19 protein-coding genes are annotated in these 24,800 nt (G+C 60.2%); 10 read left to right on the top strand and 9 right to left on the bottom strand.

The window, feature by feature from the left end; all coding sequences use genetic code 11:
- The first annotated feature begins 81 nt into the window (after positions 1-81).
- Positions 82-888, top strand: coding sequence for a DUF7260 family protein (locus tag C450_RS04775; protein WP_005040746.1), 807 nt, complete (start codon positions 82-84; stop codon positions 886-888).
- 375 nt (positions 889-1,263) lie between these two features.
- On the opposite strand, the gene C450_RS04780 is transcribed toward C450_RS04775, so the two are convergent.
- A complete protein-coding gene (locus C450_RS04780; protein WP_152424405.1) occupies positions 1,264-2,367 on the bottom strand; it encodes a DUF6414 family protein in 1,104 nt (367 codons plus the stop codon).
- Positions 2,368-2,717: 350 nt separating this feature from the next.
- A complete protein-coding gene (locus C450_RS04785) occupies positions 2,718-3,293 on the bottom strand; it encodes a TATA-box-binding protein (protein WP_005040750.1) in 576 nt (191 codons plus the stop codon).
- Between the two features lie 397 nt (positions 3,294-3,690).
- Between C450_RS04785 and C450_RS23660 the strand changes: the two genes are divergently transcribed.
- A complete protein-coding gene (locus C450_RS23660; protein WP_440717419.1) occupies positions 3,691-3,840 on the top strand; it encodes a DUF7837 family putative zinc-binding protein in 150 nt (49 codons plus the stop codon).
- 249 nt (positions 3,841-4,089) lie between these two features.
- On the opposite strand, the gene C450_RS04790 is transcribed toward C450_RS23660, so the two are convergent.
- The 6 genes from C450_RS04790 to C450_RS04830 all read right to left on the bottom strand — a co-directional run bounded on the left by C450_RS04790 (position 4,090) and on the right by C450_RS04830 (position 11,583).
- Positions 4,090-4,779, bottom strand: coding sequence for an RPA family protein (locus C450_RS04790; protein WP_005040752.1), 690 nt, complete (start codon positions 4,777-4,779; stop codon positions 4,090-4,092).
- A complete protein-coding gene (locus C450_RS04795; RefSeq protein WP_005040755.1) occupies positions 4,780-5,706 on the bottom strand; it encodes a hypothetical protein in 927 nt (308 codons plus the stop codon). It abuts the gene before it with no gap.
- Between the two features lie 1,045 nt (positions 5,707-6,751).
- Positions 6,752-7,012: a UPF0058 family protein gene (locus tag C450_RS04805; protein WP_005040758.1), complete on the bottom strand. Its 261-nt coding sequence runs from the start codon at positions 7,010-7,012 to the stop codon at positions 6,752-6,754.
- Positions 7,013-7,488: 476 nt separating this feature from the next.
- On the bottom strand, positions 7,489-9,282 hold the full coding sequence (locus C450_RS04815) for a hypothetical protein (protein ID WP_005040760.1): 1,794 nt from the start codon (positions 9,280-9,282) through the stop codon (positions 7,489-7,491).
- Positions 9,283-9,284: 2 nt separating this feature from the next.
- Complete coding sequence (locus tag C450_RS04820) at positions 9,285-10,727, bottom strand: DUF7282 domain-containing protein (RefSeq protein WP_005040761.1); 1,443 nt, start codon at positions 10,725-10,727, stop codon at positions 9,285-9,287.
- A 397-nt stretch (positions 10,728-11,124) separates the two neighbouring features.
- Positions 11,125-11,583 (bottom strand): helix-turn-helix domain-containing protein, encoded by a 459-nt coding sequence (locus C450_RS04830; protein ID WP_005040766.1) that lies wholly within the window; start codon positions 11,581-11,583, stop codon positions 11,125-11,127.
- A gap of 197 nt (positions 11,584-11,780) precedes the next feature.
- Here C450_RS04830 and C450_RS04835 point away from each other — a divergent pair, with 197 nt between their 5' ends.
- The 8 genes from C450_RS04835 (at position 11,781) to C450_RS04870 (ending at position 23,660) form a co-directional block, all read left to right on the top strand.
- Positions 11,781-12,275 carry a hypothetical protein gene (locus C450_RS04835; RefSeq protein WP_005040768.1) on the top strand — a complete coding sequence of 165 codons (495 nt, stop codon included), beginning with the start codon at positions 11,781-11,783 and terminating at the stop codon, positions 12,273-12,275.
- A gap of 106 nt (positions 12,276-12,381) precedes the next feature.
- On the top strand, positions 12,382-14,325 hold the full coding sequence (locus C450_RS23165) for a hypothetical protein (RefSeq protein WP_152424407.1): 1,944 nt from the start codon (positions 12,382-12,384) through the stop codon (positions 14,323-14,325).
- The gene (locus tag C450_RS04845) at positions 14,322-15,704 is read left to right on the top strand and encodes a hypothetical protein (RefSeq protein WP_049909851.1); all 1,383 of its coding nucleotides are present in this window, start codon (positions 14,322-14,324) and stop codon (positions 15,702-15,704) included. Before C450_RS23165 ends, C450_RS04845 begins: the two co-directional genes overlap by 4 nt.
- A complete protein-coding gene (locus tag C450_RS04850; RefSeq protein ID WP_049909852.1) occupies positions 15,701-18,607 on the top strand; it encodes a helix-hairpin-helix domain-containing protein in 2,907 nt (968 codons plus the stop codon). The genes C450_RS04845 and C450_RS04850 overlap by 4 nt, the downstream gene beginning before the upstream one ends.
- 1 nt (position 18,608) lies before the next feature.
- Positions 18,609-18,899, top strand: coding sequence for a hypothetical protein (locus tag C450_RS04855; protein WP_152424408.1), 291 nt, complete (start codon positions 18,609-18,611; stop codon positions 18,897-18,899).
- A 2-nt stretch (positions 18,900-18,901) separates the two neighbouring features.
- A complete protein-coding gene (locus C450_RS04860; RefSeq protein WP_005040774.1) occupies positions 18,902-19,426 on the top strand; it encodes a hypothetical protein in 525 nt (174 codons plus the stop codon).
- Entirely contained in the window at positions 19,423-19,632 is a 210-nt protein-coding gene (locus C450_RS04865) for a hypothetical protein (protein ID WP_005040777.1), read from the top strand. The genes C450_RS04860 and C450_RS04865 overlap by 4 nt, the downstream gene beginning before the upstream one ends.
- A complete protein-coding gene (locus C450_RS04870) occupies positions 19,632-23,660 on the top strand; it encodes a type IV secretory system conjugative DNA transfer family protein (RefSeq protein WP_005040780.1) in 4,029 nt (1,342 codons plus the stop codon). The genes C450_RS04865 and C450_RS04870 overlap by 1 nt, the downstream gene beginning before the upstream one ends.
- On the opposite strand, the gene C450_RS04875 is transcribed toward C450_RS04870, so the two are convergent.
- On the bottom strand, positions 23,661-24,131 hold the full coding sequence (locus C450_RS04875; RefSeq protein ID WP_005040781.1) for an ArsR family transcriptional regulator: 471 nt from the start codon (positions 24,129-24,131) through the stop codon (positions 23,661-23,663).
- Between the last annotated feature and the right edge of the window lie 669 nt (positions 24,132-24,800).

A 24,800-nucleotide genomic window follows, 5' to 3' on the forward strand; every position in this document is an offset into this window, starting at 1 on the left:
TCACGTCCGTAGCGGGGCGTCTCTTCCAGAGGGGTCCTTCGGCAAACAGACCTATAAGATCTCTTCGCGTACACCGAAATAATGGCGACATGCTTCGTCCCGACCCATGTGCGGTCCGCAACACCAGTCGTCGAAACTGACCACGAGCGCACTATCACTGAACGCGATGCATTCGCCAGATTCGCCGACTGTGTCGCCGATTTCGATGTCTCATCGGTCGATCTGCACCCAGACCATGCCCAGCAGGCACCCGCACAGACACTGGTTGCTCCCGAGACAGCAACGCGCACCAAATCCCCACTCGCGCGTGTTCGTGGCGCATACCGTGACTCCGTCATGAGCGTGCCTCACTACGACGAGGAGTACGACGACTCGCTTCTCGAGAGTCTCACTGGGGAATTCAGCCCCGAGGTTGCTGCCGCGGTACTCACTAACGATCAGCTTACGCCCCACCTCCGAGACCGACTCATCGACGCTACTCACCAAGCCCGAGAGAGTCGACACGCCCTCTTACAGGGTCTCAACAACGAACGCACCGCTCTCGAAGCTACCAACGAGAACCTCACCCGCCTTGGTGCTGATCTCGATGACGTCCTCTCCGCTCAGTCATTCCACACATGGACTGGTGAGGAACTCGCGACCGCGCGAGAGTGCATCCACGCACGCCAGCAAGAATGTGATCAGCTCGCCGCCGACCGCCAAGCCACCCTCCAAAAACAGCGGATTCCCAGCACTCACCACATCGATCACGAGTTCACACAGTATCTCTACGAGTCACTGCCAGTGACCTATCCTGTTTTGACGGATATCACCAGTCTCGTCGGGACGCTTCGTACCGCCCAACACGGTGTCGAACGCGCGCTAAACGCGCGAAATTCCGAACCCTGACCTGGAGCTACCCCTTGGAACTCCCTCGGGTGTCCGTGTGCGCTCGGTTCGGAATTGACCGTTTTGAGTCTCCTGCTCGTAGTTACTCGTCCTTAGCTCTCTAAGCGCGAGTAACACGCATTTCTGCTGGAGGGATTAGTAATCAAATCTATACGTTAGATTGCATACTCACCGGCGGCTGTCAGAAGCGCCGTGCAAGATTCAGAGGGTGTATGCAGCACGACACCCGAAGCTCGATGCCGTTTTCGTATTTCTTAATGGTATCTTCCCGCTCCCGCTCGTTCATAGATGGACGAGGCCCTCACCGATTTCAAATGGAGGCCTCGGAAACCCCCGCCTATTTATAGCAAGAGAGGTACGAACGTTCGTACCTCGCTACCAATAGACGGCGACCGGCTTGATCGCGATTAAGGGCTCGTCCGAGGAGAAGAGATCTGCATCGATGTTCAACCCCTCCGAACTGTTCGCACCATCAATACTATCTTCGAAGTCGCTGCGGAACTCCTCCATCTCGTCCCTACTCATCACCGTATCAGCCACCCGCAGTACCTCGGCATAATCCCACTCACCATCCTCCGAGATCTCCACAACCCGGCCGAGCGCCGTGTACTCTTTCACGGCTAAGAACTCGTTAGGCTCTGTCTGGATGTGATTATCCGCCAGCAACATCCCGCACTGCGTGAAGGTGCCATCAGCGCCCTTCGTCTTGTCCTGGTCAAGATCCAACAGCAGACACGTGTTCTCCCCGTAAATCACGTTGAGCGCTTCATCGAGGTCCTCACTGATAACATCGCTCGCGGACGTGCCGACACGGTCCAGCCCCGGGTTCTGACCGACACCCAGCATATCGGCAAACGAATTCTCCCCCTGCAGGCCGAACGGATCGTCCCCGCCCATCATCCCCATCGGGTCTTCCTGCTGCATCCGGTCGCGGGGATCTTCTACGCCCTCTCGGCCGCCACCGAGGTCGGGCCGGCCCTCATCGCCGCCCTGGTCATCCTCAAGCGTTTCGAGACGCTGGGATATCTCCTCCAATTCTTGAATGGCCACGAGGCGCTTGATCGCGAACAGCTGGCGATACAGGGGATCGGTCATTCCCGTCCCGGTCACCTCGACGACGTCACCGGCCTCCAGATCATCATCCACGGACTTGATCAGGCCTTTCTCATCTAGGTCGTTCCGCAGCTGGGTGTGCAGGCCCTGGTCGATGACCCGGTCTGTGGTCTCGGTCATGCGCTGCGCTGAGACGGACCCGCCGAGGTTGCCCTCCAAGCCGAGCTTTCCGAGCCACTCAAGAAGCGGGAGTGCTGCCTCCCCCTTCGCTCCGGCGCTGGCCTGACCGTCGACGTTCGTCTCGTTGCCTTGCTGGCGGGATTCCGGAATCCATCCGTGTAGGGAGGCATACCAGCTGTCGAGTGTTCCGGGATCGAGGTAGACGTAGTCACGGACCGCGAGGTCATCTCCGGAAGAACCGAACATACTCAGAAGCACACCCGCGTGCGCCATTAAGTGACAGCCAACCACGGTGAAAGTGATTAGCGGCGCAGTGATTAGAGTGCTATTAACTGTATATCTGATTACACCTATTGTAATTTCCTTGAGACAAAAAGATTCAGAAAGATAACTGTTAATATACAACAACTATTGATCCCGTAGCCACAGAGTTCGTCATCAGCCAAGGGTGCTGAATATGCGCCCTGTATCTTGCACGCCGATTTCAACACGTCGACAACCTGTGATGTGAGAAACTCTGAGAATCAGTGCTAACCCCCTATACCTCTCCATGATTCTCAAGGAAAACACAGTGACCCGCGACGACCGAGTGAATGTTACCCCACCAACCCAAGATCATTCAGACGTCTGATGATCTCTTCCAAGGCTGCTTCGGCTTCGTCGTGAATCTTCGCCCCCGTAATCACCATTTTCCCCGATCCGAACAGGAGTGCGACCACATCGGGGTCGTCGAGCCGATAGACGAGACCAGGAAACTGCTCGGGCTCGTATTCGACACTTTCGAGCCCCAGCCCGATCGCAATTGCATTCAGATTCAATGTCTCGCCGAGGTCGGCACCTGACACGATATTTTGGACCGTTACGTCAGGTGCCTCAACATCGATCCCGAGCTCTACCAGTGCACCCACGGCCGTATGGACTGTCTCCTGAACCTCCTCGATGCTTTGCGCTCCCGTACACGTGATCGCCCCTGACCGGAAAATTAGACACGTCGCTTTTGCATCGTCTGGTCGGTAGATCAATCCCGGAAACTGTCCTGGGTCGAAGTCCGCGCCTGTGAGATCCATCGCAACCGATTCCAGATCGATTTCCTGGCCGATCCCCGATGAGGCGACCACGTTCTGAGTTTCGAGTGTCGCTACCGGATCGTCGACAGTATCTTCGCGGGTCATTTTTGAGCGATGGCGTGTCCCAATGAAGAGATGTGGGGTTCCTCGACCAACAGTCCGCTGATCGCGAGAGAGTGTGGATTACTCATCAAGAGCAATTCTCCGCCGGTGCATTCGGTGAAGGAAATCAACCAGTGTCACTCCCAGAACTGGTCTATGGAGATGGCCATCTTAAACCTCGGGAGATAGGGTGCACCCACTGGGAAATGCCCGAACCACGAAGTAAATCATCCGAACTACCTCAGCGTGCTGTGAGATTCTACTTCCACTATGCTTGGCAAGCGTATATGCAAATCTCCGACGGTATCCAGAACGAGGGTGATTCGCCCTCCAGAGGGAGAGTGCCCGGGACCGTCACACGCTCCGGATCTCTTCGGGTCCCAGAAATTCAAATCGACCCATGACCACACAGAATTCCAGTTTTGGCACCTGCCCGTCTTGCGAGACGGGGATCCCTGCAGGGTTGGTCCTGATCGAGTATGAACGCGCAGACGAATCGGCTGCGTTCGCCGAATGTCCTGGCTGCCGAGAAGTCGTTCGTCCACGCTAACCCGGTATGAGCCAGGGATTCCGCTGGGACACAGACAATGAGTGTCGAACCCACCGACCAACTCCTGTTAGCTCCAGTCCGTCCGCTCAATCGAATAGCCGCCACACTCGGGACATACCTGCCGTTGGACCCTGAAACAGGCTCCACACTCCAGACACTCGTATGCAGGCGGCTCTCCCCGATCACCGCGTGTGAACACCGCTCGCAGCTGTGTGAATCCCTTCATCGAATTACCATCCGGCGAGGATATCAGGTGCGGTCCGCTCCGGACTCGGACGACGCTTCAGTCACGTCTTCGTCGGCAGGTTCGTCCGTCGTGTCGAGACTTTCCAGCGCCGCAATCGCGCTCTCCCGATAGACGCTGATCGACCCCCCATACTCCTCGCGAGCCATCTGGGCGTACTCGTTGGTCTCAGCATCGAAGCCCTGGAGCCGCTCGATCGTCTTCTCGGCGGTCTCGACTACCCACCGGTCCCGAGCTGTCTCTTCGACCCGATTAATCGATTCGGGGCGGACTGCCACGTTGGTATCACCCTCATCGGTCTCGTAGCTCCGGGGTTTGCCCACGACCGCGACGTACGCCGGCGTCTCGATCTCCCGGAGTGAGTTTGCCGCCTCGGGTTGATACTGACCAGCGTACGCGTAAAACGTGCCTGTCGGATCGACCACGCGACCCTTCCAGTATTCCGAGTCCGACCCGACATCTTCGGTCTCGGTGAGCGTCCCCACGAAGAACAACCGATTCGCCCGCTCGCCCGTCGGCAACAGCGTGTAGTTCGGCGCGAGTTCGTCGTCGGACTCTTTGAACATATAGGTCGCGTCGTTGAACTCCCGTGCAAACAGCCGGCGGGCAACCTCCCGCCCGGTACTCGCAGTTGAGCCACCGGACGAGCTCGCATCCCCATCGCCATCGTCAGCGCCATTTCCATTCGCGCTCATCTACAGCGACCTCGCTCTGATCAGCACGTTCTCAGCATCCGTGTGCGGCCCCAGTTGCTCGAACTCGTTGGCGAGGACGTACCGACCGAGGGTTGGCCCCTCGATCCGATAGTACTTCCCGAGGATTTTCTCGCTGATATCGTCCGCAACCACGCTCGTATCCAGTGCGTCCATCGCGCGTTCTTTCGCCTCGTCAAGCGAAATTCCTGCAAGCTCTTCAGTCATCTCCTGGTTGAAGATCGTCTCGTGGACCTCGCGCCCGTCGTCGATCACGCCCTTCACGCGAAGGTCGAACTCGCCTTCGACCTCGCCGTGTTCGGAACACCGTCCGTTCTGGAGCACGCGCGTGCAGTCGTCGTCGGGACATCGCTTGATCAATCCACTCCCGCTTTGCATGTCGACCAGCGCGCCCTCGATCTCGGTGGTGTTGTCGCCGACTTCGATCTCTTCGTCGGTGTGCTCGATCGTCGTCGTGCGATTGAGTTTGACCGAGAACTGGCCCTCGTACTCGTCAGTGACGACGTTCCCGAGATGGTAGACCTCGCCTTCTTCGAGCGTGTCGAGGTCGGATTTCGCCCACGCGGTGAACTTGATCCGTCCACTGGTATCGCCCAGCAGGCCGACCTGGCCGATCGCATCGCTGCGTGGCTCCCACAGCTCGACCACCTTCGCGGTAATGTCGATCCACTCTTCGGCGGTCTGGATCGAGTCGAGCTCACGGTGTTCGTTGGCGTCGTCCAACGAGTCCTGATCGACGTCCACCTCGTCGTAGTAGGTGCTGGTGACGCTCCGGCGAGCTTCGTCGATGGGGACCTGATAGTCGTTGACGAGCGTGTCGAGGCGATCTTCGACCTCGTCGACGGTGAGATCGGTCTGGTCGGCGAACTGGTCGTGGATGTCTTCGGCGTGCGAACGGAGATCGGGCATGCGTTGGAATCGTCCTGCCTCCATGTGTGTTCGATGGGAGACGCCTGCGGTTGGCGACTAGCACCCAAAAACATCCGGGAAGAGGAGTGAAAGTGAATCTGCTGGCACTTCACCGGCCACGAATCAGTCGTCTTGGGAGACATCCAGTCCGCAGAAACGGGACCGAGAACAGGATCAGGGGTAGAGATCGTCACCCGCTCTCTGGCGGGGATAGAAGTTCTGAACCGCCGACTGACGAGTATAGTACAAGATCTGGCAGGCTGCACCGAACACGGCAAACTAGTCTGTAGCCTTCACCGACGACGCTATCGATTATTCCCGGTTCATCACGTTCGTGCTCCCGCAGTCGGGACACTGCGTCATCGTTCCCAGCGGAGGAGAATCAACTGAGTCCCACTCACCACTGCCGGGAGCGGCTTCGAACCCACAGCTCAGGCAGCGCGATGGCAGCGTTGGCGAACTACTCCGTGCCACAGTAGACCCCCGGTTTCGGCAGTGTCCCCACTGCTTCGGTCTCCGATTCCGGATCATCGGTTTCGACATCGGGCCGTGTCATAGTAGCACACACCATGCCGGGGTCTGTAAAGATACCGCTGCCGAGCAGGCGATCAGTTTCGGTGGCGGCGTACGTCGTCGGTGTCCGTCCCGTGCCACGAAGCTTGGGAAGCACCTGTCATAGTCGGCCAAATCTCTCCTGAGTAGCCCGGAACGGCTATAACGAATTCGATACTCACCGCTCCGGCCAGGTCCGAGGAAGAGAATGGTCGAGACTTTCCGGTGTAGTCGCCAGTATTTTTCACATCTGTGTCTGAAAAACTAGACATCAAATTAACAGAGTAGTGCCTGTTTGAAATTCTATGGATAAACGGGGGAGGGACATCCGGACACGGCCAGCAAGGTGTAGCGAGTGTGGTACCATTTTCGTTGCAGGCGTGACAAAGAAAGGAGCGTACATGATGGGCAATGAACGCTGTACCTGTGGCCCCGAGGAGTTCGAGGTAATCGCTGTAGAGGGATCGAAACCGGAGAACGCCTCGTAACGGTACTACGCCGGGATCGGTTCGCGCTTCTCTTTATCCTCGTCCGAACTGTAACTGCCGCTCTTGGCGAGTGCGTCAGCAATCTTCTCGGCCAGCAGCATCAACGCTTCCTGGTGTTTCCCTTTCTTCGCGAAGACGTGCTCCGGCTGCACTACCAGCTCGTCGTACTCCTCGAACGCCTCTGCGTCAATCCCGTACTCGATCTCTACGTGCTGTTTCATGGCGCGGAGCAGCGCGTGAACCTGGATCGATTCGTCTTTTCTCATAGTGTTAGAACTATACTCTGGAGAAGGACAAGTCTTTTTGATGCATTAAAGAAAATCAAGGTCTCGTTGCGTCAAACCGCCAATTCCAGCGACTTTACCGCTGTCACACGAAGGCAGTGTTTAGTTCAGCGAGCTTGAGAAGCGAGCAGGTCGTAGCGAGTGCTGCACAAGAAACTCGGAGAACTGCTCAGAGAAACGTTGAACGTGGATTGTGATCTGTCCCGTTTCGAGTTGATAAGAGCACCGAGCGAGCAAGGTGTGGGAGACGACAAGAACTGGCGTTGTGAATCGGCCAGCGAACTGATTGGCGTTGCGTTCCTGCTGTTGTTACTTCCAGTCGTGCTCCCGCAGCCGGCCAGCAGCGCGAGTCCGGCCGTCGTGCTCGCCGCAAGGAACTGTCGTCAATTCGTCGAGGATTGGTCAGTCATGGAGTAGTTCGGTTTCGTTCTGGTTGTGTGACAGTGCATATACCCGTATCAATCACCGCCGAGGAGAGCCGCGAGCGCTCCGAACCCCGCCAGTACCCCCACCACGATCAGCACGATCGCCCCGAGGAGGAGGAACAGTATCAGGAGGAACCCGCCGAACACTCCACCGATAATCTTCTTCAGCACCCCCTGTTTGCGGCGACGGCGGCCAGCGCCAACACCAGCGGTGCCGTTGTAGCTCGGAGCAGGCAGCGAACTCAGATTTCCACTGCTGCCGACCTTCTGTGGGGCTTTCAGCCCGCCGGCCGTACACTGCTCCCCGAAGCCGACACCGCTCCCGATTTTCATGCCGCTGACGCTCTCCGGCGAGGAACCGGGAACTGTGAAACACGTCTTTGTGACCAACGAGTTCTCCCGGCCGCTGACCTGCACGATCGTACCCGTCTGTGCCCCGCTGAAGACCGAATGAGCGATTGTGATGTTGTGCGGTGGCGGTGACGTGTGCCCGCTGTACCCATCACCGGGACCCTCAGCACTAACCGATGGTTGATCGAGATTGTTGACGATCCGGCAGTTCTCGATTTTCAGCGCGCCGCCACTCCCGCGGACGAGGACCGGCGCACCGATTCCCTTACTCCCGACCGAGCCAACACGGATGTCGGCGTTCCGAAGGACCGCGCCACCGGCTTTCGCATAGCCGTTGTCGCCACGCTCGATTTTCACCCCGTTCGTCGAGAACACTTCATTGAATCCGCCGCCACTCGTCGGGCCTTTGTAGCGATCCTTGTCGATGACGAGCGTCACGCCGTCAGCCCAGCTCCCAGTGCCCGAAAACCGCAGCTGGCTCACCTCGTTGTTGACCCATTGTCCGCCTTTGATCTGGACGTTCCCCGATGTCCGACCGCCGTACACACCGTTGTCGGCCGCTCCTTGCGAGACGCAGTGACCGATCTGTGCTGTCCCGCTATTGCCGCTTCCAACCCAGAACATCGGCGCTCCACCTGAGTTTTTGTCGCCCGGCAGTCCGACATACTGGCCGACGACCCGCTCGGCGCGGGCGGTTGCTCCCTCCTCAGCCTGGAGCGCACACGGCGAGATTGCGAGGCTATCCGACACCCCCTCACCTGTGTTGTCCTGTACGCCGACGAACCGAATGTCACGCCCTTGAACGAACCCGCTTGATCCGATCACGATGCCCGTGCTGCTCTTCGAGCTTCGCTGATCCATCACGAAGTTCGCGAACAACCCGGTGCTCGCCCGGAAGTTGATGCGCGTCCGTGAACCACCCGCTGCAACGATCATGGCAGCGTTCTTGCCGGGCTTTGGCGGGCTGCTGGCCTGTTCGTAGCCAGCGCCGACCATCCCAAATGTGCCATCCACGCTCGCCTGAAACTGTCCCGAGAGCAGATATTTCCCCGGTGGAAACACGATGAGCGTCCCATCCTGCATCGCCGACCCATCAATGTCCTCGTGGATCGACCTCCCGCCCGACGGGTCACAGCCAACGTCTTTCACCGCATCGAGCACGCGGTCGAAGCTCGGCGACGTGGGCGATCCCGATCCCGAGCCACCGCTGGTGTTGCCGCCGGCACCGGCTTGCTGAGTCGGCCCGTCACCCATCCGCTGCTGGTAGTGCGTGTATTCGGCCTCAGCCCACGCACGTTCGGCCTTTCGTGAGGGCGAGCCATGCCTGTCGAAGCGGCTTCCCGCTGTTTGACCCAGCCCCGCCGACTCTCGATTCGCCTCCGCGCTCACAGTTTGGGCACCAGCGCTCGCGGAGAGCGCGACGGCGGCCGCGCCCGTCATGAACGTCCGCCGTGAGACTTCGACGGTTTCGCTCACCGTTACAGTCGCCTCCAGAGCGACGGTATCACGACGATCACCGCGAGGACGACGACAACCACTCCGAGGGGATGCGAGGCAATCCACGCCCCGACACCGCCGCCGCTGGAGTCAGGCGCGCTCGTTCCGGGTTGGCTCGTTACGACAGTAGTGCTCTCGCTGGCCGTGTCCGACGGCGTGGCGCTCGATACCGCCTCGGAGGTGGACGGCGAGCCGGTGATCGTTACGCTCGCCGTGTCGGTGATGACCTCCCCGCCGTCGGTGTAGCCGACATCCTGGAATCCGTCGGTACGGACGTAATCGTAGCTTCTGTTGCCGTCCGTGTCCCGAGAGGGGATGGCAACGAGTGTTTGGTCGCGTTGAACAGGCTGTAACAGCGTGATCGAGACGTTCCGGTGGGTTCCAGCCGAGAGGTACTGAGAGTACCCGACCGAGGTTTGGGTCGGATCGCCGCCACGAAGGTAGCTCTGGTTGTGAACGACGACGAACCCGCCTTGGGGCAGCGTCACCGATCGGATGGTTACTTCGACGCCATCCGTGCGCTGGTCGGCGAAGCGGATACTCGCGGTCGGCGTGGGTGTCGCGTTCGGGTCTTCGCGCGACCCACGAATGGTGATATAGCCGCTATCCAAAACGAGGCGAGCGGGAGAGCCTGATTCGTTAACGAACGGGCGGTCAGTGGCCCGCCCGGAGGTGATGAACTCGAAGCGGCTGTTGTTGTTGCTGTCCCGGTACAGCACCGCCTCATAGGTGCCGGTGCTGTTGAGCGTCGTCCGATTAGCGACCCCGCCCGGCGGGCTGCGATTGACGCGCAGCGAGACGTTCCAGTGAGTGCCCGCGTCGAGGCGCTTGGAGACCGCGATCGTACTCTCTTCCAGAATTCCTTCTTCGTCCGGGCCGGTGCTATCGAGCACGACGAAGCCGGGTTCCGACAGCGTTACCGATCCGACTGTGACCGTCGAGCCGTTGATCGTCTGATTCGCCAGCGAGACCGTCGCAGTAGCGCTCGCGTTGGTTGCGTTGGTCGCGTTCGTCGTGTTCGTCTGCGGGGTTGCAGTTTGGTTCGTACTCTGGGCGTCAGCAACACCGGCCGGCGAGAGGGTCGCCGGCCCACCGAGAAACGCACCAGGAACGGTCGCAACGACCACGAGCGCGATAGCGACCATGCCAGCACCGAACAGCGCAGAATTCGCCGTCGGGCTATCCGCTCGCAGCGAGCTCAAAGAGAGCCGCCAGTTCGAGACCGGCAGGAACGGCTTGACGCCCCGAACGGTAATCACGTCACCGAGCAGGTGCGCTAGCACGCCGTAGGCACCGATCGTGAACCCGAACAGCGCGAACCCCCATCGGCTCACGTTTCCGCGGGCCTGCTGCTGGAGCGTCGTGACGATCTCGGCCGGCGGAAGGTTCGGGATCATTTTGAGCACGCCAGCGACGATCACCATCGAGACGATGATCGTCCCCGCTCCCTGNATCGCCCACGTCGCCGAGCTTCGACCGCGTGCTCGATGCGGTGAAAGACGTTGGCTGTGACCCGTCGGGCGGGAGGTCGATCCACGAGCACCGAGAGCAGGCTATACAGCAGATCGAACCCGGTCCCACCGAGGAGCCAGCCGGCCGCGCCGAACACGCCCCCGACGACGAGCACCGAGAGCAGCGAATGACTCACGCCGCGATGGTTCAGTACCGGCAGGTGAAAGTCGCGGTCGGGCAGCGGTTCGACGGCTTGAATCCCGAGCCAGCAGACTCCGGCGAGCAGAAGCTTCCCATCGCCCGCGAGCACGTATGCCAGCGGTGCGAACGCCAGCAGAGTCATGCCAGTATGGCCTTGTCTGTTCATGCTCAGTTCTCATCCCCGTGATCGCAGCACAACGAGTCGCTGTCGACCTCGATACGCCGGTCGATCTTCCTGATTTCAGTCTGTGCGTCGATCAGCCAGTCTCGGAGTTCGTTCTGGAAGCGTGATTCGACCTCTTCGGGTGGGAGCGGTGAATAGACGAGACCGATGCTGCCCGTCTCGAACGTGCGTTCCTCGCGTTCGACGAGACCGGCATCATGCAACGCGCGAAGCGATTTCGCAACATACCGACGGTGGCGATCAACGACCTCAGCGATACGGTCGATCTTACTGTCGGGATGTTCGACCACCGCAATATACGCGCGGACGTGTGATTCTTGGAGATCGAAGACCGAAAGCAGCGCCTCTTGAGCAGAAGAGGGATTGCGGAATATCTCGCTGATTTCCTTCGACTCGACCAGTGGTGTGATGTCAGTTCCAGTCGGGGTATCAGTATCGCCCATACCCCCGTTCCCTGCTGCATATAGGAGTAAATAGAGCGGCCATGTGATTTATTTGTAGAATTCTTCTGTTATTTTGGCGTCCGGTTTAGTGTGAATATTTTGTGCAGATTAAATGATATGCCCGCTCTATTTTTACCTTTATGTAGAGGTGAGAGGTCACATCGGCATCATACACACGAAGATGCCCAAAATTGCCCATGTCAGTTACGCTCGCAGATGTTCAGGATCAGGTTGCATCGCTCAAGCAGGGAGCCTATCGGACAGCTCCAGTCCACGCGACGCTCGCCAGTTGGTCGTTTGTCGGCCTCGAACGCCTCGGTGAGAAGGCAACGAGTACCCGCAAACGGCGAATGTCGCTGCTCTCGGTGGGGCTGATGATGGCTTTCATCGGTCCCGCAGCCGCGCAGGTCAGCTGTAGTAGCGGCCCGCTGTCGTTTCTGAGCAAGATTCACTCGCTCATCACCCAGGGAGCGGGGACGATCATCGTCTCGATGGTGATCGTCGCTGGCGTGCTCAAAATGATCCCCATGCGTGGGACGAACAGTTGGGGGAACGCACTCATCGGCAGCGTCATCGTCGGCGTGCTCTTCCTCGTCCTCGGGCCGGCGGTGGTTGATCTCGCTGACCAGAGCACGGGCATCAACCTCGATGCTCAGTGTACCAGTGGCGGTGGCGGCAACAGTAGCGGGTGATTCAGCGGCGCTTTCGCTCCCGATTATGCACGTGTCACCATTTTCAACCGATCAGGACGGGAGATTCGGTCGTACAGTCACCATCGCCCTCGTTGCCGCTCTGTTTGTGAGCACGATAGCTGGAGCCATCGCTGCTCCACCCGTCGCTGCCCAACAGAACGGCAGCGAACAGGACGGAGGCGGTGATTCCATCACGAAACAGGAGTTCCGCAACTGGATCAGCAAAGTGATGGGTATGGAAAGTAAGGGTGCTGCTCAGGAGGCGGCCCGGAAGAACCCCGATAAGGTTGACATCCTCGCACGCGCGTTCAAGCAGAATGTCGACACATCGCTTTCAGGCACCCGCCTCACGGATACGATCAAACAGCGCCCGCAGTACGTCATCAACACCATCAAGCAAGCCTCCGGTGGCGGGCCGTTCCCCGCGCCGGTCGCCGCAGCGAACAACGGCGGCGGAGGCGGAGGTGGAGGCGGGAACAGCACGAACGAAAGTGCCAACGGGACGGCCGAGAACGGAACAGCCGGGAATGGGAGTGAGGGAGGCCCCACGTCGAACGAGTCGGTCAACCGCATCATCAGCGAGTTCACGTCGAAAAATCTCGGCTACAACCAACTCTCGCAGGAAAACAAATCGCGGGCGAACGACATCCTGCTGTCGGTCACGCAGGGCAACCTCAGCCAACAGCAGATCAACTCGAAGTTCACTAACCTCGAACAGCTGTTTGCGAACGCCAGCGGCGCGGGGAACCTCGGCAGCACTGGACTGAAAGAACAGCGCCGCCAGATCGTCATGGAGTACGTCGGTGAGCGCGAGAAGCACAATCCGATCCCAAAGATCGACATCGACATTCCGGGGCTGCTGGATCAGAAACTCGAATCGTTTGCCGATTCGATGCGCGAGGGCGCGGCGGGCATTCTCAAGAAGGTCTACGGACTCGCCTTCTCGACACCCGTCCCGCAGAATGATGGCTGGCAGGGAGTTCTCGGCACGCCGACCAACGAGCCGTTCCAGTCACTCTACGAGCAGTTGCTCAAAGGCAAGCTCTACCCGGTGTTGAACTACCTGCTGGGGACGGCGGTGATCGTCATGGGCATTTCGTTGGTCGTGAACCCGCTCATGTCGCGCTTTCGCGCGCTCGATCTGGCGATCAAGTTCGTCTCGTTTCTGCTGTTGTACGTCTCGGCGTGGGCAGCGGTCACGCTCATGCATGGGGCCGTCGATGGCATCACGGTGTGGTTGCGGCCCTCCGAGCAGGCGATGGAGGCTCTCGCAACCAACGTCACGAAACTCAGCGCCGGAGCCATCGGTGCGTACTTCATCGGTGCAGGCGGGATACTGGCGAGCGTGTTCAGTCTGGGTGTCGAGCTCGGCTTGCGGAAGGTCGCACTCCAGTATTTCTTCCCGTATGTCTTCCCAGCCCTGCTGTTGCTGCTGTACGTCTCACCGTGGCGGCGGCTCAAAAGCTTCGCGAGCGTCGTCATCTGGCAGTATGTGAATGTCCTGACGATGGTGATTCCGATGGCGATACTGCTGAAAGCCGCAGCCATCGTCAGTTTCACGACCAGCGACGGTGTGGTGGCGATGCTCGTTCTGGTCGCGTTGTTCCTGTTCGCGGTGAGCATCCCGACGATCACGACATACACGTTCCTGCAAGTGCCGGGCAAAGCCGCCAGCGTCGGGAAATCCGCCGCCGCTGGTGCCGCAGATCGCGCCAGCACGGCCAAAGACAAGCTCGGATGGGATGGTGACGATTCGGCGAGCACGGGCACCGCGACCGCCGATACCAGTCCCGGCAGCCGCACCGAGCAGGCCGTCGAGGTCAGTACCGACGGCGGAACGACGGGCATCCCGAGTTCGGGCGAACTCGCCCCCGAGCAGGTCGAGAACATCGACCCTACAGGCGGGTCGGCTACGACCGCCGGGCAAGTCCGCGATCTCGAACAGGCCGAGCATCAGGACCCGATGAACCCCTCGGCGATGAAGGAATCGTACTTCGAGGACCATCCCCAGCGGATGACGATGGATGAAAAACTCGCCAGCCAATCATGAGACAGAACCCACGCGAACTCATCAACGACATCCACGAGACCGTTAGCGACGACGACAGCGAGCGCAAGATCCTCGCTGACTATTCGGAGAACCCTACGATTTGGGGCTACTCGAAGGTCTGGCTGTTCTTCATGCTCATCCCGGCGATGGTCATGTTCCGGGTCTCGGCGAGCTATCTGACCGGCCAAAACCAACTCTACGGATTCATCGCGACGGTCCTGCTCGCCGGGCTGGGCATTCTCGCGACGGTCGCCTCGCCGGGCGACATGTCCGCCCGCGATTACTTCGAGGCGATCGTTTCCAGACACGCTCACCAGCAAGAGATGATTCACGACAGCGCACCCGAAGAAAGCCGACTCGAACAGCCGAAAAACGACTCGCTGCTCGGCCGGTTCGCACGCCTCCCACTCGTCCGCGACTGGCCGATCATCGGTGCGGGCGATTACAAGCCGACGCAGGAACTCGTCGCGCACAAGAAGCCCTACCGCGACGAGTACGCCATCGAGCTTGACGATGGAACGCTCATCGCTGGCATCCGCGTGCGGGCGATACCGCTCCGCCTGGAATCCACCGACGCTAAAGAGAAGGCTGAGAGAGCTGTCGCCAACGCGCTCGAAGGCACTGTCGATTACGACGCCCAGTGGATTTCGCCGACTCGCGTGGCGAACTTCGAGCGTCGACGTTCGGAATGGAAAGATCGCGGCCGCGAGTATCAGGCGCAGGCAGATCGCCTCACCAGTGCCGAGGGTGAGGAGATGGCCGTAGATGCGATACGGCAGCAAATTCTCGCCGACATCGCCAACGAGCGCGCCGCCGGGATCAACCTCTACGAGGACACCAAGCGCATTCGAGAACACTACATCATCGTCAGCGTTGACCCCGGCGAGGCCGTGATCGACCGTTCCTCGGAAGCCGGCGGTCTCGGTAGCGTGCCCGGCTTCCGGTGGTTCGTCGAGCAATACCGCCTCTACCAACAGTCCGGCTCCGAGGAGCATACCGCTACGCTCATCAGCAAGCTCGAACGCCGTGCGGACGATCTCGAACGAGAGCTGCGTCGTATCGACGGCCTCACGCCCACCACGCTGCCGTCCGAGGAGTTCTCGGAGGTCATCGCGGACTACTATCGAGGTACGAACGTCCGGGCTCACGAGGAATTCACGCAGACGATTCGTGGCTCGCCAGTTCCGGGCGACGAGGAAGCCGGCGACCCCGAACACGACGTGGGCTACCAGCACATCACCAACCGCGACCGTGCTGGTTCGTCTCCGTCGCCATCGCCAACGAGCGTTCACGCTACCGACGGCGGAGCAGCCAGCGAGAGCGAACCAGAACAGCCCGACCAGACAACCGACAGCGACCAGCGAGGCGATTCTTCATGAGCAACGCCGCTAACACCGATGAACAGGCAGTAGGCGAGTTGAACGAAAACGTGCTCGTGGGCCTCGCAGCCAACGACGAAGAACTTGCGTGGCGGTACAAAACCGCTCTCGCGCCCGATTCGTACAAGCGACACACCGACGGTGATGAAGTGAGCGGCGAGTACGGCGAGATCGACGGCGACTACTACACCCAGACGCTCGAAATCCGCGACTGGCCCGCGATCCCCGCTCACGGCTTCTTTGATCGCATCGTGTCGTTCTCGATGCCGAAAGTCGATGTGACGCTCTCGACGCATCTCACCGGGGAAGACGAGCGCGAAGCCGACCGGAACCTCGCAGGAGCGGCCGACTCGCTCAAAGGACGTGTCAAGAACCTCGCCAAAAACAAGTGGATACCCGATTACTTCGTCGAGGAAGCCGTCGAGGAGTACGCCGATGTGAAGCGCACGCAGAACACGGTATCTGCGTCGGAATACGGCCTCTACACCTCCCACACGTACATTGAGGTGCGAGCCCCGGACCCGGACACGCTCGATACGGCGATCAAGCAGATCCGCTCACGGATGCAGGACGTTTCGGCGGATGCCAAGCCGCTGAAATACCACTCCCAACTCGGTTATCAGACCGCCGCGCCCGCGTGTAAGGACTTCATGGGCGGCAAGACGAAGATGACCGGCGACGGTCTCTCGCGGCTCATTCCGTGGACTGCGCGGAACCTCATCGAACCCGGCGGGATCGAACTCGGCATCAACGAGGACACGGGCGACCCGATCGTGCTCGATCTCCAGAACCGCGAGACGGGCTTCAACGTCGGCGTCTGGGGCACTATCGGCAGCGGAAAGACCACGACGGTCACGCGGCTGCTCTCCCGGCTGAAAATGAAAAATTCCGATATGCCCGTGGTCATCATCGACCCGAAAGAGGAGTTCGCTGGCTTCACGTGGCTGTTCGACGGCGACCGCGTGGTGATCGGGTCGGATACCGGGATCAACCCGCTCCAGATCGAGGAGACGTCGGTCGAGAAACTGGAGGAGATCGGCGAGGAAGCGCCCTATCGCAACGCGATCCGGCGGGCGATGGACTTCGTGCGGAGCTTCTACGATTATCAGGGCATCCCCTTCGAGAACAAACAGGGGACGTGGCGGAAGGCCATCCAGAAGGCGTACCGGGGACGCGGCATCACCAACAACCCCGAAACCCACCACCACGAGAGCCCGACGTTCGCCGACGACGTGTTCCCGATCTTCTTGGAGATGATTCGTAACCCCGAGAAACACGTCGAAGACGAACTCGAAGATGTTGACCTCTCGAAAGACGAACTCCAAAAGACCGCCAACGACATCTATCAGAACGACATCGGCGCGCTCCGCGAAGACGGCGAGTTCGCCCACCTCTCGAAATCGACCGACATCGACCTCCAGAGCATCGACGTGCTGTATCTCGACTTGCAGAACTACGAGTCCGAGACCACTGCCGGCCTGATGATGGGACCGCTGCTCACAGCAGTTCTCGAACAGGCCAAGAAGGTTGACGAACCGATGGCGCTCGCAATGGACGAGTTTCACTATATGCTACACAACTCGTCGTCGCTGGAGACGCTGAAACAGGGCTACCGCCACTCGCGGCATTCGGATCTTTCGATGATAACAGCCACCCAGTCGGTCGAGGAATTCTTCACCGAGAGCGACGACGGCAGCGGCCAGCAGTTGACTGAGACCGCGAGCACTCTGACGAATCTCATGTCGGTCAAAATCTGGCACTACCTCGAAGAGATGGACGACGACTGGGCCGGCGAGTTCGACATGAGCGAATCCGAACGCCAGTATATCGACGACGCTTCCACGGGCGATCCGACTGCCCAAGCGCTGTTGCAGACCCAGAAGAAGGGCAGTTATCGGCTGGACGTGAACTTCTCGGACAAGCTCAATCCCCGAGAGTTCGCGATGAATCAGTACGACCCGACAGATCACGGGCCAGACCCACTCGCGTTCCTCGATGGGTACACCGACCGCACTGGCCGCGATGTCACCGAGTGGTCGTGGTCGATGCCGACTGAGAGTGACGAAGAGCAGTCGGCAACTGAGCTCGCCGACGGGCGCACGGTCACGACCGACGTTTCCGACGTTGATACCATGCCCGGCAACGGTGCCGACAGTGCTCACTCCGCGAGCGAGAGCACCGACGGCGAGGATGAAGCCAGCGAGTCGGACGACGGGCAGCAGTCGGATGGGTTCGCTAGTCGCCTGAAAGACTCGGTGAGTGATGCTGTCGGGCGCAACGACCAAGACGAGAGTGAAGTGGTCGAAGACCTGGAATTGACCGACATTCACGGTACCATCACCGCCCGAATGGCCAGCGATCTTCGAACAGCGGGCTACGAGAGTGTCGAGGATTTCTTCGAGGCCGACAACGCCGCGCTCGCGGAGATCGAGGGCCTCGACGTGACCAAAGCCGCGTTCCTCCGTCGACAGGCCGCCAAAACTCTCGACCGGTCGCCATCGGTCGTTGAATCACCGGAAGCAACGGATAAACGAGAAGCCGCCGCCGACGCGGAGAGTGGTGAAGAAAACGCCGAGAACGGCGGACACCAGCCCGAGGGAGCGCAGCCTTCGGATACTCCCGACGGCGATGAGAGCGCCGATGCAGCCGAGCACTCGCCCGAGGACAACGACGCCAGCCAGCCCGCGCTCACGGACATCCAGGAAGTCGGCAGCGACCGTGCCGACGTGCTCCGCGAGGCCGGCTTCGAGACCGTCGAGGACGTGGCAGCCGCCAGCGAGAACGGTCTAACCGACGCCGAGGGCATCGGCGCTGCTCGTGCCGAGACGATCAGCGGGAGTGCGAGCGCCCTGCTCGATGACTCGGGGCGAGCAGAAGCCGACGCTACGGGAGATGGTGAGTGAGATGACCGCAGTGCTCACCCGATTCCACGCTCGGCAGAAGTACCGCCATCTATCCGCTTGGGCGTTTGGCCGGGCGTTCTTCGCTTATGCGTTCGCACAGACGTACCTCTACCTGTACGGCCCTGCACCGGCTGTGGTCCCGCGTCTCGGGATGACTGTCGCGGCGCTCTGTGGCGCAGTTGCCGTCTTGTTCGGTGCAGCGGTGCTCGTACTCTGGCTCACCGACTGGGTAGAGAGGATGCGCCAGCAGTGGCTTCCGCGACTCATAGGAGCCAGAACTGGAGGTGAGTAGCGGTGTTCGACAGCGATTCAGACAGCCTCACCAATCGGGAGCGCGACCGAGTGTTGAACGCCGAAACACGCCGTGCGCTCCGGCGTGCGGCCCGACTGTTCGGCGTGGCGGCCGTTGGAATGCTCACAGCCGCCGCCGTTCTCTCGCTCACAGCGGCAACGGCGATACTCTCGGCCCCGTGGCAGTTGCACCTCGCCGTCACCGTGATCGTCGCGCTTGCGCTTCCGGTTGCCGTGCCCTACGCGATGCTCCGCGTGTACGGTCTCGCCCACCGCGACGTGGTGTACATCGCCAAACAAGCCTATCGAGAGGCCGCCGCCGAGATCATCGCGCTCAGTGGCACCTCCACCGTTTCCGTTGCTTTCGACGAGGCCAGTGCCGGCACCGATGAAGCGGTCGATGCGGCCTCACACAGCCCCGTCGAGGACGGCTCCGACGAGACAAGCCCCGGCTTCGAGAGCGATGAATCCGCCGATGAGAGCAGTATCGGCCACGAAACAACCGAGACAACCGAAACCGAACCATGACTGACGATACTCCCAACGGAACGCCCGACAACGACCTATTCGCACAAGATGAAGCGTCCGCTCACCGCTTCGTCGCCGGACGCACAGGCACCGGGAAAATCGACTGTCTCATCGAGCTAGCGGCGGCCGCCCATGCCGAGAGCGCCCCCGAGTGGTTCGACCCGAAAGCCGACCACGAGGACGGAACCACAGGGGGTGACAGCTAATGGGTCTGACCTCGTTCCTCAGCGGTGATTCCGAGCCGTCGGTCATCGAGGCCGACGACACGCTTGCGACCGACCTCTACGACCGCTCGCGTGACGCGCGCCTCCAGACCGTTCGCCCGTACAAAAACACTGAGAACGGCCTCGAACGCGGCATGAAGCTGCTCACCGCGCTCCACGATCCCGACACCGGGATGTTCGGGATGCGAAACAAGTCCGAATCGCTCGCTTTCGAGCTCCACTACGGCGCTGAAACCGAACTCTTGCAGTCCCGCGTTGCGACGAAATCCGAAGAACGCTTCGAACTCGTCGACCGCCAAGTGCAATCGCATTACGGCGATAGCGACACGCGAGAGGTGGACCCCGCGTTTCTTGAGGTTCAGCCCGGCCAGTACGTGTCCGGCACGACGCTGCAACTCCGCCAGCGCGACGAGTTCGAGCGCCTGCGCCCGATCAGGAACTTCCGACTCGATCCCGACCACTTCGAGATCGGCCCGTTCCGCTCGATCGCCCGCGAGATGGTCGGCGCGGCCCACCGCCCCGATTGTGACGTGCTCGTGCAGTCAGTCATCAAGCCCGCCGTCTCCACCGCCAAATGGGACCGCAACAACTGGTGGTACGGGATCGACCAGACGATCGATTCGGTGACTGGCAAGGACGGCGGGAGCTCGATGAACTGGGGTGAGGTCGGCAAGGCCATCACCGAACCCATCCAGCAGGCCGCCATGACTGAAAAACAACGTAGCCGTGAGGAACGCAGTCGTCGACGCGAGCGTGAGGAGAACGGCAACCGCTTCACCGGCGGGAGCGGCGAGGAGCCGACCGCCAGCCGGTCGGACGTCGCCCAGTTGCTCGATCAGCAGCGCGGGATGCGTGGCTATCACCTCTGCATCCGTATCATCGCCGTCAGCGACGATCGCGAGGAAGCACAGAAGCGCGTGCAGGATACCGCGGGGATGTTCCGCAACTTCTACGACTCGCGCTTCCAGCAGGGCTTCGTCCCGGTCAACCCCTCCGGCAAGAAGCTCCACCGGATGCTCCAGCACGCCGCGAGCCGGGAATACACCGACCGCAAAATGACCTTCCCCGTGGATACGCTTACCGGCGTCTGTAAAATCCCGACCGATCTCGCGCTCCAGCAGTTCGACCACTCGATGTCCGCCGCTGGACAGGGTGTTCCACCACGCACACCCCGGTTTGACTGGGACGAAGCGGGCCTCGACAGGGCGACGGCCTCGCTTACCGAGCGCCAGCGCGCGCTGCTGTCGACGACCGACCCGACCCAACCCTACTGGTACGGCTACGGGATGCGGAGCGAGGTCGAAGCCGGCGTCAAGCCCGACATCCTGAACGTTCACCAGTTCGTCGGTGGCTCGACTGGTGTCGGGAAAACCACGCTGCTCACCAACTTCTTCTATCAGGTGATGCAGCGCGGCCACGGCGGCCTGTTCTTCGATCCGAAGGGACAGGATGCCAAAGACATCGTTCGACTGTTGCCCGACCACCGCGAAGACGACCTCGTATTCATCGATATCGGTGCCGATGCCGAGTACGAGGTCGGCTTCAACTTTCTCGAAATCCCGCTCGAAGACCCCGATCCCGAGAGTCAAGCCTTCGATAGTGCCGTGAGCGCTCTCGCAGACGATTTCGAGGCGCTGCTGGCCCAGTCCGGTGACGGCAGCAGTTGGGGAGCGCGTATGAGCGGGATTACCCGCGCGGTCGTCCGTGGTCTCGCCGAGTATCAGGTGCGTACCGACGAGACCGTGACGATGCTGGATATGGCGTTCCTGCTCGCCGACGAGGAAGGCCGCCAGCGCATCCACGAGATGATGGGCGAGGAACGCATCGAGTGGATTCAACAGGCCACCCACGTCATCGCCGAATACTCGCAGGATGACCTCGAACCGCTATTCCGGCGGCTCTGGGAGTGGATCTTTTCGAGTACCATCCGCTCGGTCGCGAGCCACCCCTCCACAACGATCTCGATCGACGACATCGTGCGCGAGGGGAAGATCGTGGTCGTGCGGAACAGTTCGGGCGCGGACACGCCGAAGCGACTCATCACGACGGCACTCCTGCGACGATTGTGGGTATCGATCCGCGAGCAGACCAACCGCGACGATCACCCCGACCCGCCGCAGTTCTACGTCGTCTGCGACGAGTTCGATAAAGTCGTGAGCGAGAAGTCGAACATCCACAATATCCTGCGAGAGGCCCGTGCGTTCGGTCTCTCGCTGACGTTCGCCGCCCAGAACCTCGACACGGGTGGTGGTGACGACGTGGGTATCCCCGAGAGCATTCAGAAAGCGATCCGCGGCAACTGCAAGACGTTCCTCACCTTCGACCCCGGCGACCCCGAGGACGCCAAAGACATCGCCCACCAGCACTCGAAAAGCATCGACGGCGAGGACATCGAGGAGCTGTCGAAGTTTCGCATCTACATGCGGACTCACGACGATCAGGACGACAAGACCGACTCCTACAAGGTCCAGACGTTGCCGCCAGCGCCGGAATCGCTCTCCGACGGGAAAGTGCGTTCTGACGCCGAGACCAACACGTTGATCGCTGAGTCACAGGAACGCTACGGCCAGCCCGTCCGTTCGAACAGCGACATCAAAGACGAGATGCTGATCGATGCGACCGGCGGCACTGGCACGATCGACGCCGATGCAGCGCTGCCCGACGAGCTCGACATGGAGGACAAGCGCGTGCGTAATCGCGCGCTGAAAGTCATATACGACGAGTCGGTGCGGCAGGGCGATCCCGGCGGCTTCGTTGCCGTCGAGGACTGCCTCGGCCGCCTACGCCGGTATCTCCCCGGCGGCGAGGAGATCAACAGTGTCGGACAGGCATGGCGCGAGGTTTTCCAAGAAATCTCGGATGCCTACCTCGCCGACCGCGAGAACGTTATCGAGGAGGGTGAGGACGCCCAGACCGAGGTGAAGGCGCTCGATACGGGCTTCATGAACATCGGCCACAAGGAAAACGACGGCGGGAAAGAGCACTGGGAGCAGATGGCCGACGCCTACGTACCGTTCACACAGTTGGGCTTCGTCTTCGACATCCCCGAGCAGACGGGTGGAGCCATGCCCGACGGTCTCGCCAAGCTCGACGACGCGCTGTATCTGGATGATCTCGACGTCGACGACCACGATCGGGTAGCCACGCGGGTCAACAACTATCGCGACGAGCACGCGGTTCTCGACCGGCTGGCCGGGACGCAGGATGCGTTCATCGAATCCGAGCACTCGACAGGTCAAACACAGCCCTCGCAGACGATCTCGAACCTTGCACAAGCGCACAACGAGGGCCATCGGTGCCTGTTCATCTGCCGGCCGGGGGACGCAGAAGCGATCTATGATACGGTGGCCGGCGAGGAACCATGTTACCGGGATGGTCATTCTATTGAGGGCGAGCAGCGCTTCTACACGTTCACGAACAGTCTCAGCATTGACGGCCAGCAGATCACCCGCCCCGGTGCGTCCGACAACGTGTGGGTGTACGACGAGCAGACCGGCCAGTACATCCTCCGTGACAACGACGGCACCGAGCACGCACGCTTCAACACGGCAGCGGACATCTTCACCGACGCCAGCGCCTATCCTTCCGGTGGCGACCGGACGATCAAGCCGCCGGCCATCCCCGAATACGAGTTCGACGGTGGCGATCCGAACGCCGTCGAGTGGGACATCATCACCGTTCCCGAATCCGAACGTGACGAGGACGGCGAGAAGATACCGCTCTCGTCTGCTGATCTCGAACTCTACCGACCGGACGAGGAGAACCAACCGCTCTCAGAGATGATCTTACAAGTGTGCCACGGCGATGGCAGCGATGAACAGGCGGTTGAGCCGTCCAGTCCAGCGGATACGGCAGGGAAAGAGCCAACGGTGTCAGATGGTGGTTCTGACACAGCAGAAGTAGCAAACACCGACAAGACCGACGGTGTTAGCCAGAACGAAACCAACGAGGAAGAAACTCAGGGCTCTCACGATGATCCAGAAGCGGATAACATCTCCCGTCTCAGCTAATCAGTCAGAGTCCAACTGTTGAGCGAGATCTTCAACGAAATCAGCCATCTCGTTGTGGGCGTCTTTTATTTCCTCAATCTCAGTCTCGATTGAGTCAACCCGCTGTTCAAGCACTGCAACGTCGTCCGGGGAGACGAATACACGGGCTGGTGTTGAGACTACCTCGTCGCAAAACGATCTTCCCCGTGAGGTCAACGTCCACGTCCGAGCAGTGGGTCCACCGCCGTGATGATATTCCCGCTCATCTTGTTCTGCGACGAGTCCCCACTGCTCTAACCGATCTAAATGGTGTATGATACTACCACGAGAGACAGATGTATGATCGCGCAAATCTGCCGTGCTCAACACCTCCCGGTCAGTTTCCAAAAACGCGATGAGTAACTCTTCCCGTGGCTCCCCAAGTGCTTCCCCGATTGTTTCAAAATCCAACTCTTTGCCGTCCGTCTCTGCGCTGAATGGTCCGCTACTCATAGGCCTATATTATCTTATATTTGCTTATCCTAATAGATGACGATATGATCATATTGAAGACACCGACCTACCCGCATGGGGGGACCCCTTCCCCCGGTTAGAGAGTATAGCTGGTTGGGGGTCCGAGTGAGCGGGTGCCGCCGCGGTGGCGGTGCTGGCAGAAGCCCCGTAGCCATGCCCGGCCGAGTGGCGGGTGTGGTGCTGACTGAGCAAGCCCTGGATGTCCAGCGAGTGGACCAGCAGGTGAGGGGTGAGATGAGTGCTGAGAACTGCCGGATATATACCAAAGGTGATGTGACAGTATTGTGGTGGATGTCCGGCTGTGATGACTGCCAGCAGGGGATGTCAGGTGGCGAGTGACTGAGCCGATATTGACGATGACTGGCGACGATGAACTGGGGGTCCGGCCGAGTGGAGCAGCGAGCAGCATGGGGTAGTGCTGGCGACGACTAACTGCGGGGCCAGTGAGCGAGAACTGAGGAAAACCGCTGAGTGTAGCTTCAACCGAGAATCTACAGGTATATCGTCTCTGGGCGCGTAACTACTGGAATGAGTGCGAAAAAATATCTTGTTGAACTCTCTGAGGAAGACCGCAATACGCTTGAGTGGTTCATTTCCACCGGTGAACGGAGATCTGAGGACAATACGCGAGCACGAATTCTCCTGAAG

The organism is Halococcus salifodinae DSM 8989, from assembly GCF_000336935.1.
GTDB classification, from domain to species: Archaea; Halobacteriota; Halobacteria; order Halobacteriales; family Halococcaceae; genus Halococcus; species Halococcus salifodinae.

Coding starts and splice junctions, on each gene's coding strand:
- C450_RS04775 (WP_005040746.1), top strand. CDS start 82: ATGGCGACATGCTTCGTCCCGACCCATGTGCGGTCCGCAACACCAGTC.
- C450_RS04780 (WP_152424405.1), bottom strand. CDS start 2,367: ATGTTCGGTTCTTCCGGAGATGACCTCGCGGTCCGTGACTACGTCTAC.
- C450_RS04785 (WP_005040750.1), bottom strand. CDS start 3,293: ATGACCCGCGAAGATACTGTCGACGATCCGGTAGCGACACTCGAAACT.
- C450_RS23660 (WP_440717419.1), top strand. CDS start 3,691: ATGACCACACAGAATTCCAGTTTTGGCACCTGCCCGTCTTGCGAGACG.
- C450_RS04790 (WP_005040752.1), bottom strand. CDS start 4,779: ATGAGCGCGAATGGAAATGGCGCTGACGATGGCGATGGGGATGCGAGC.
- C450_RS04795 (WP_005040755.1), bottom strand. CDS start 5,706: ATGCCCGATCTCCGTTCGCACGCCGAAGACATCCACGACCAGTTCGCC.
- C450_RS04805 (WP_005040758.1), bottom strand. CDS start 7,012: ATGAGAAAAGACGAATCGATCCAGGTTCACGCGCTGCTCCGCGCCATG.
- C450_RS04820 (WP_005040761.1), bottom strand. CDS start 10,727: ATGGTGATCGTCGCTGGCGTGCTCAAAATGATCCCGAACCTTCCGCCG.
- C450_RS04830 (WP_005040766.1), bottom strand. CDS start 11,583: ATGGGCGATACTGATACCCCGACTGGAACTGACATCACACCACTGGTC.
- C450_RS04835 (WP_005040768.1), top strand. CDS start 11,781: ATGTCAGTTACGCTCGCAGATGTTCAGGATCAGGTTGCATCGCTCAAG.
- C450_RS04845 (WP_049909851.1), top strand. CDS start 14,322: ATGAGACAGAACCCACGCGAACTCATCAACGACATCCACGAGACCGTT.
- C450_RS04850 (WP_049909852.1), top strand. CDS start 15,701: ATGAGCAACGCCGCTAACACCGATGAACAGGCAGTAGGCGAGTTGAAC.
- C450_RS04855 (WP_152424408.1), top strand. CDS start 18,609: ATGACCGCAGTGCTCACCCGATTCCACGCTCGGCAGAAGTACCGCCAT.
- C450_RS04865 (WP_005040777.1), top strand. CDS start 19,423: ATGACTGACGATACTCCCAACGGAACGCCCGACAACGACCTATTCGCA.
- C450_RS04870 (WP_005040780.1), top strand. CDS start 19,632: ATGGGTCTGACCTCGTTCCTCAGCGGTGATTCCGAGCCGTCGGTCATC.
- C450_RS04875 (WP_005040781.1), bottom strand. CDS start 24,131: ATGAGTAGCGGACCATTCAGCGCAGAGACGGACGGCAAAGAGTTGGAT.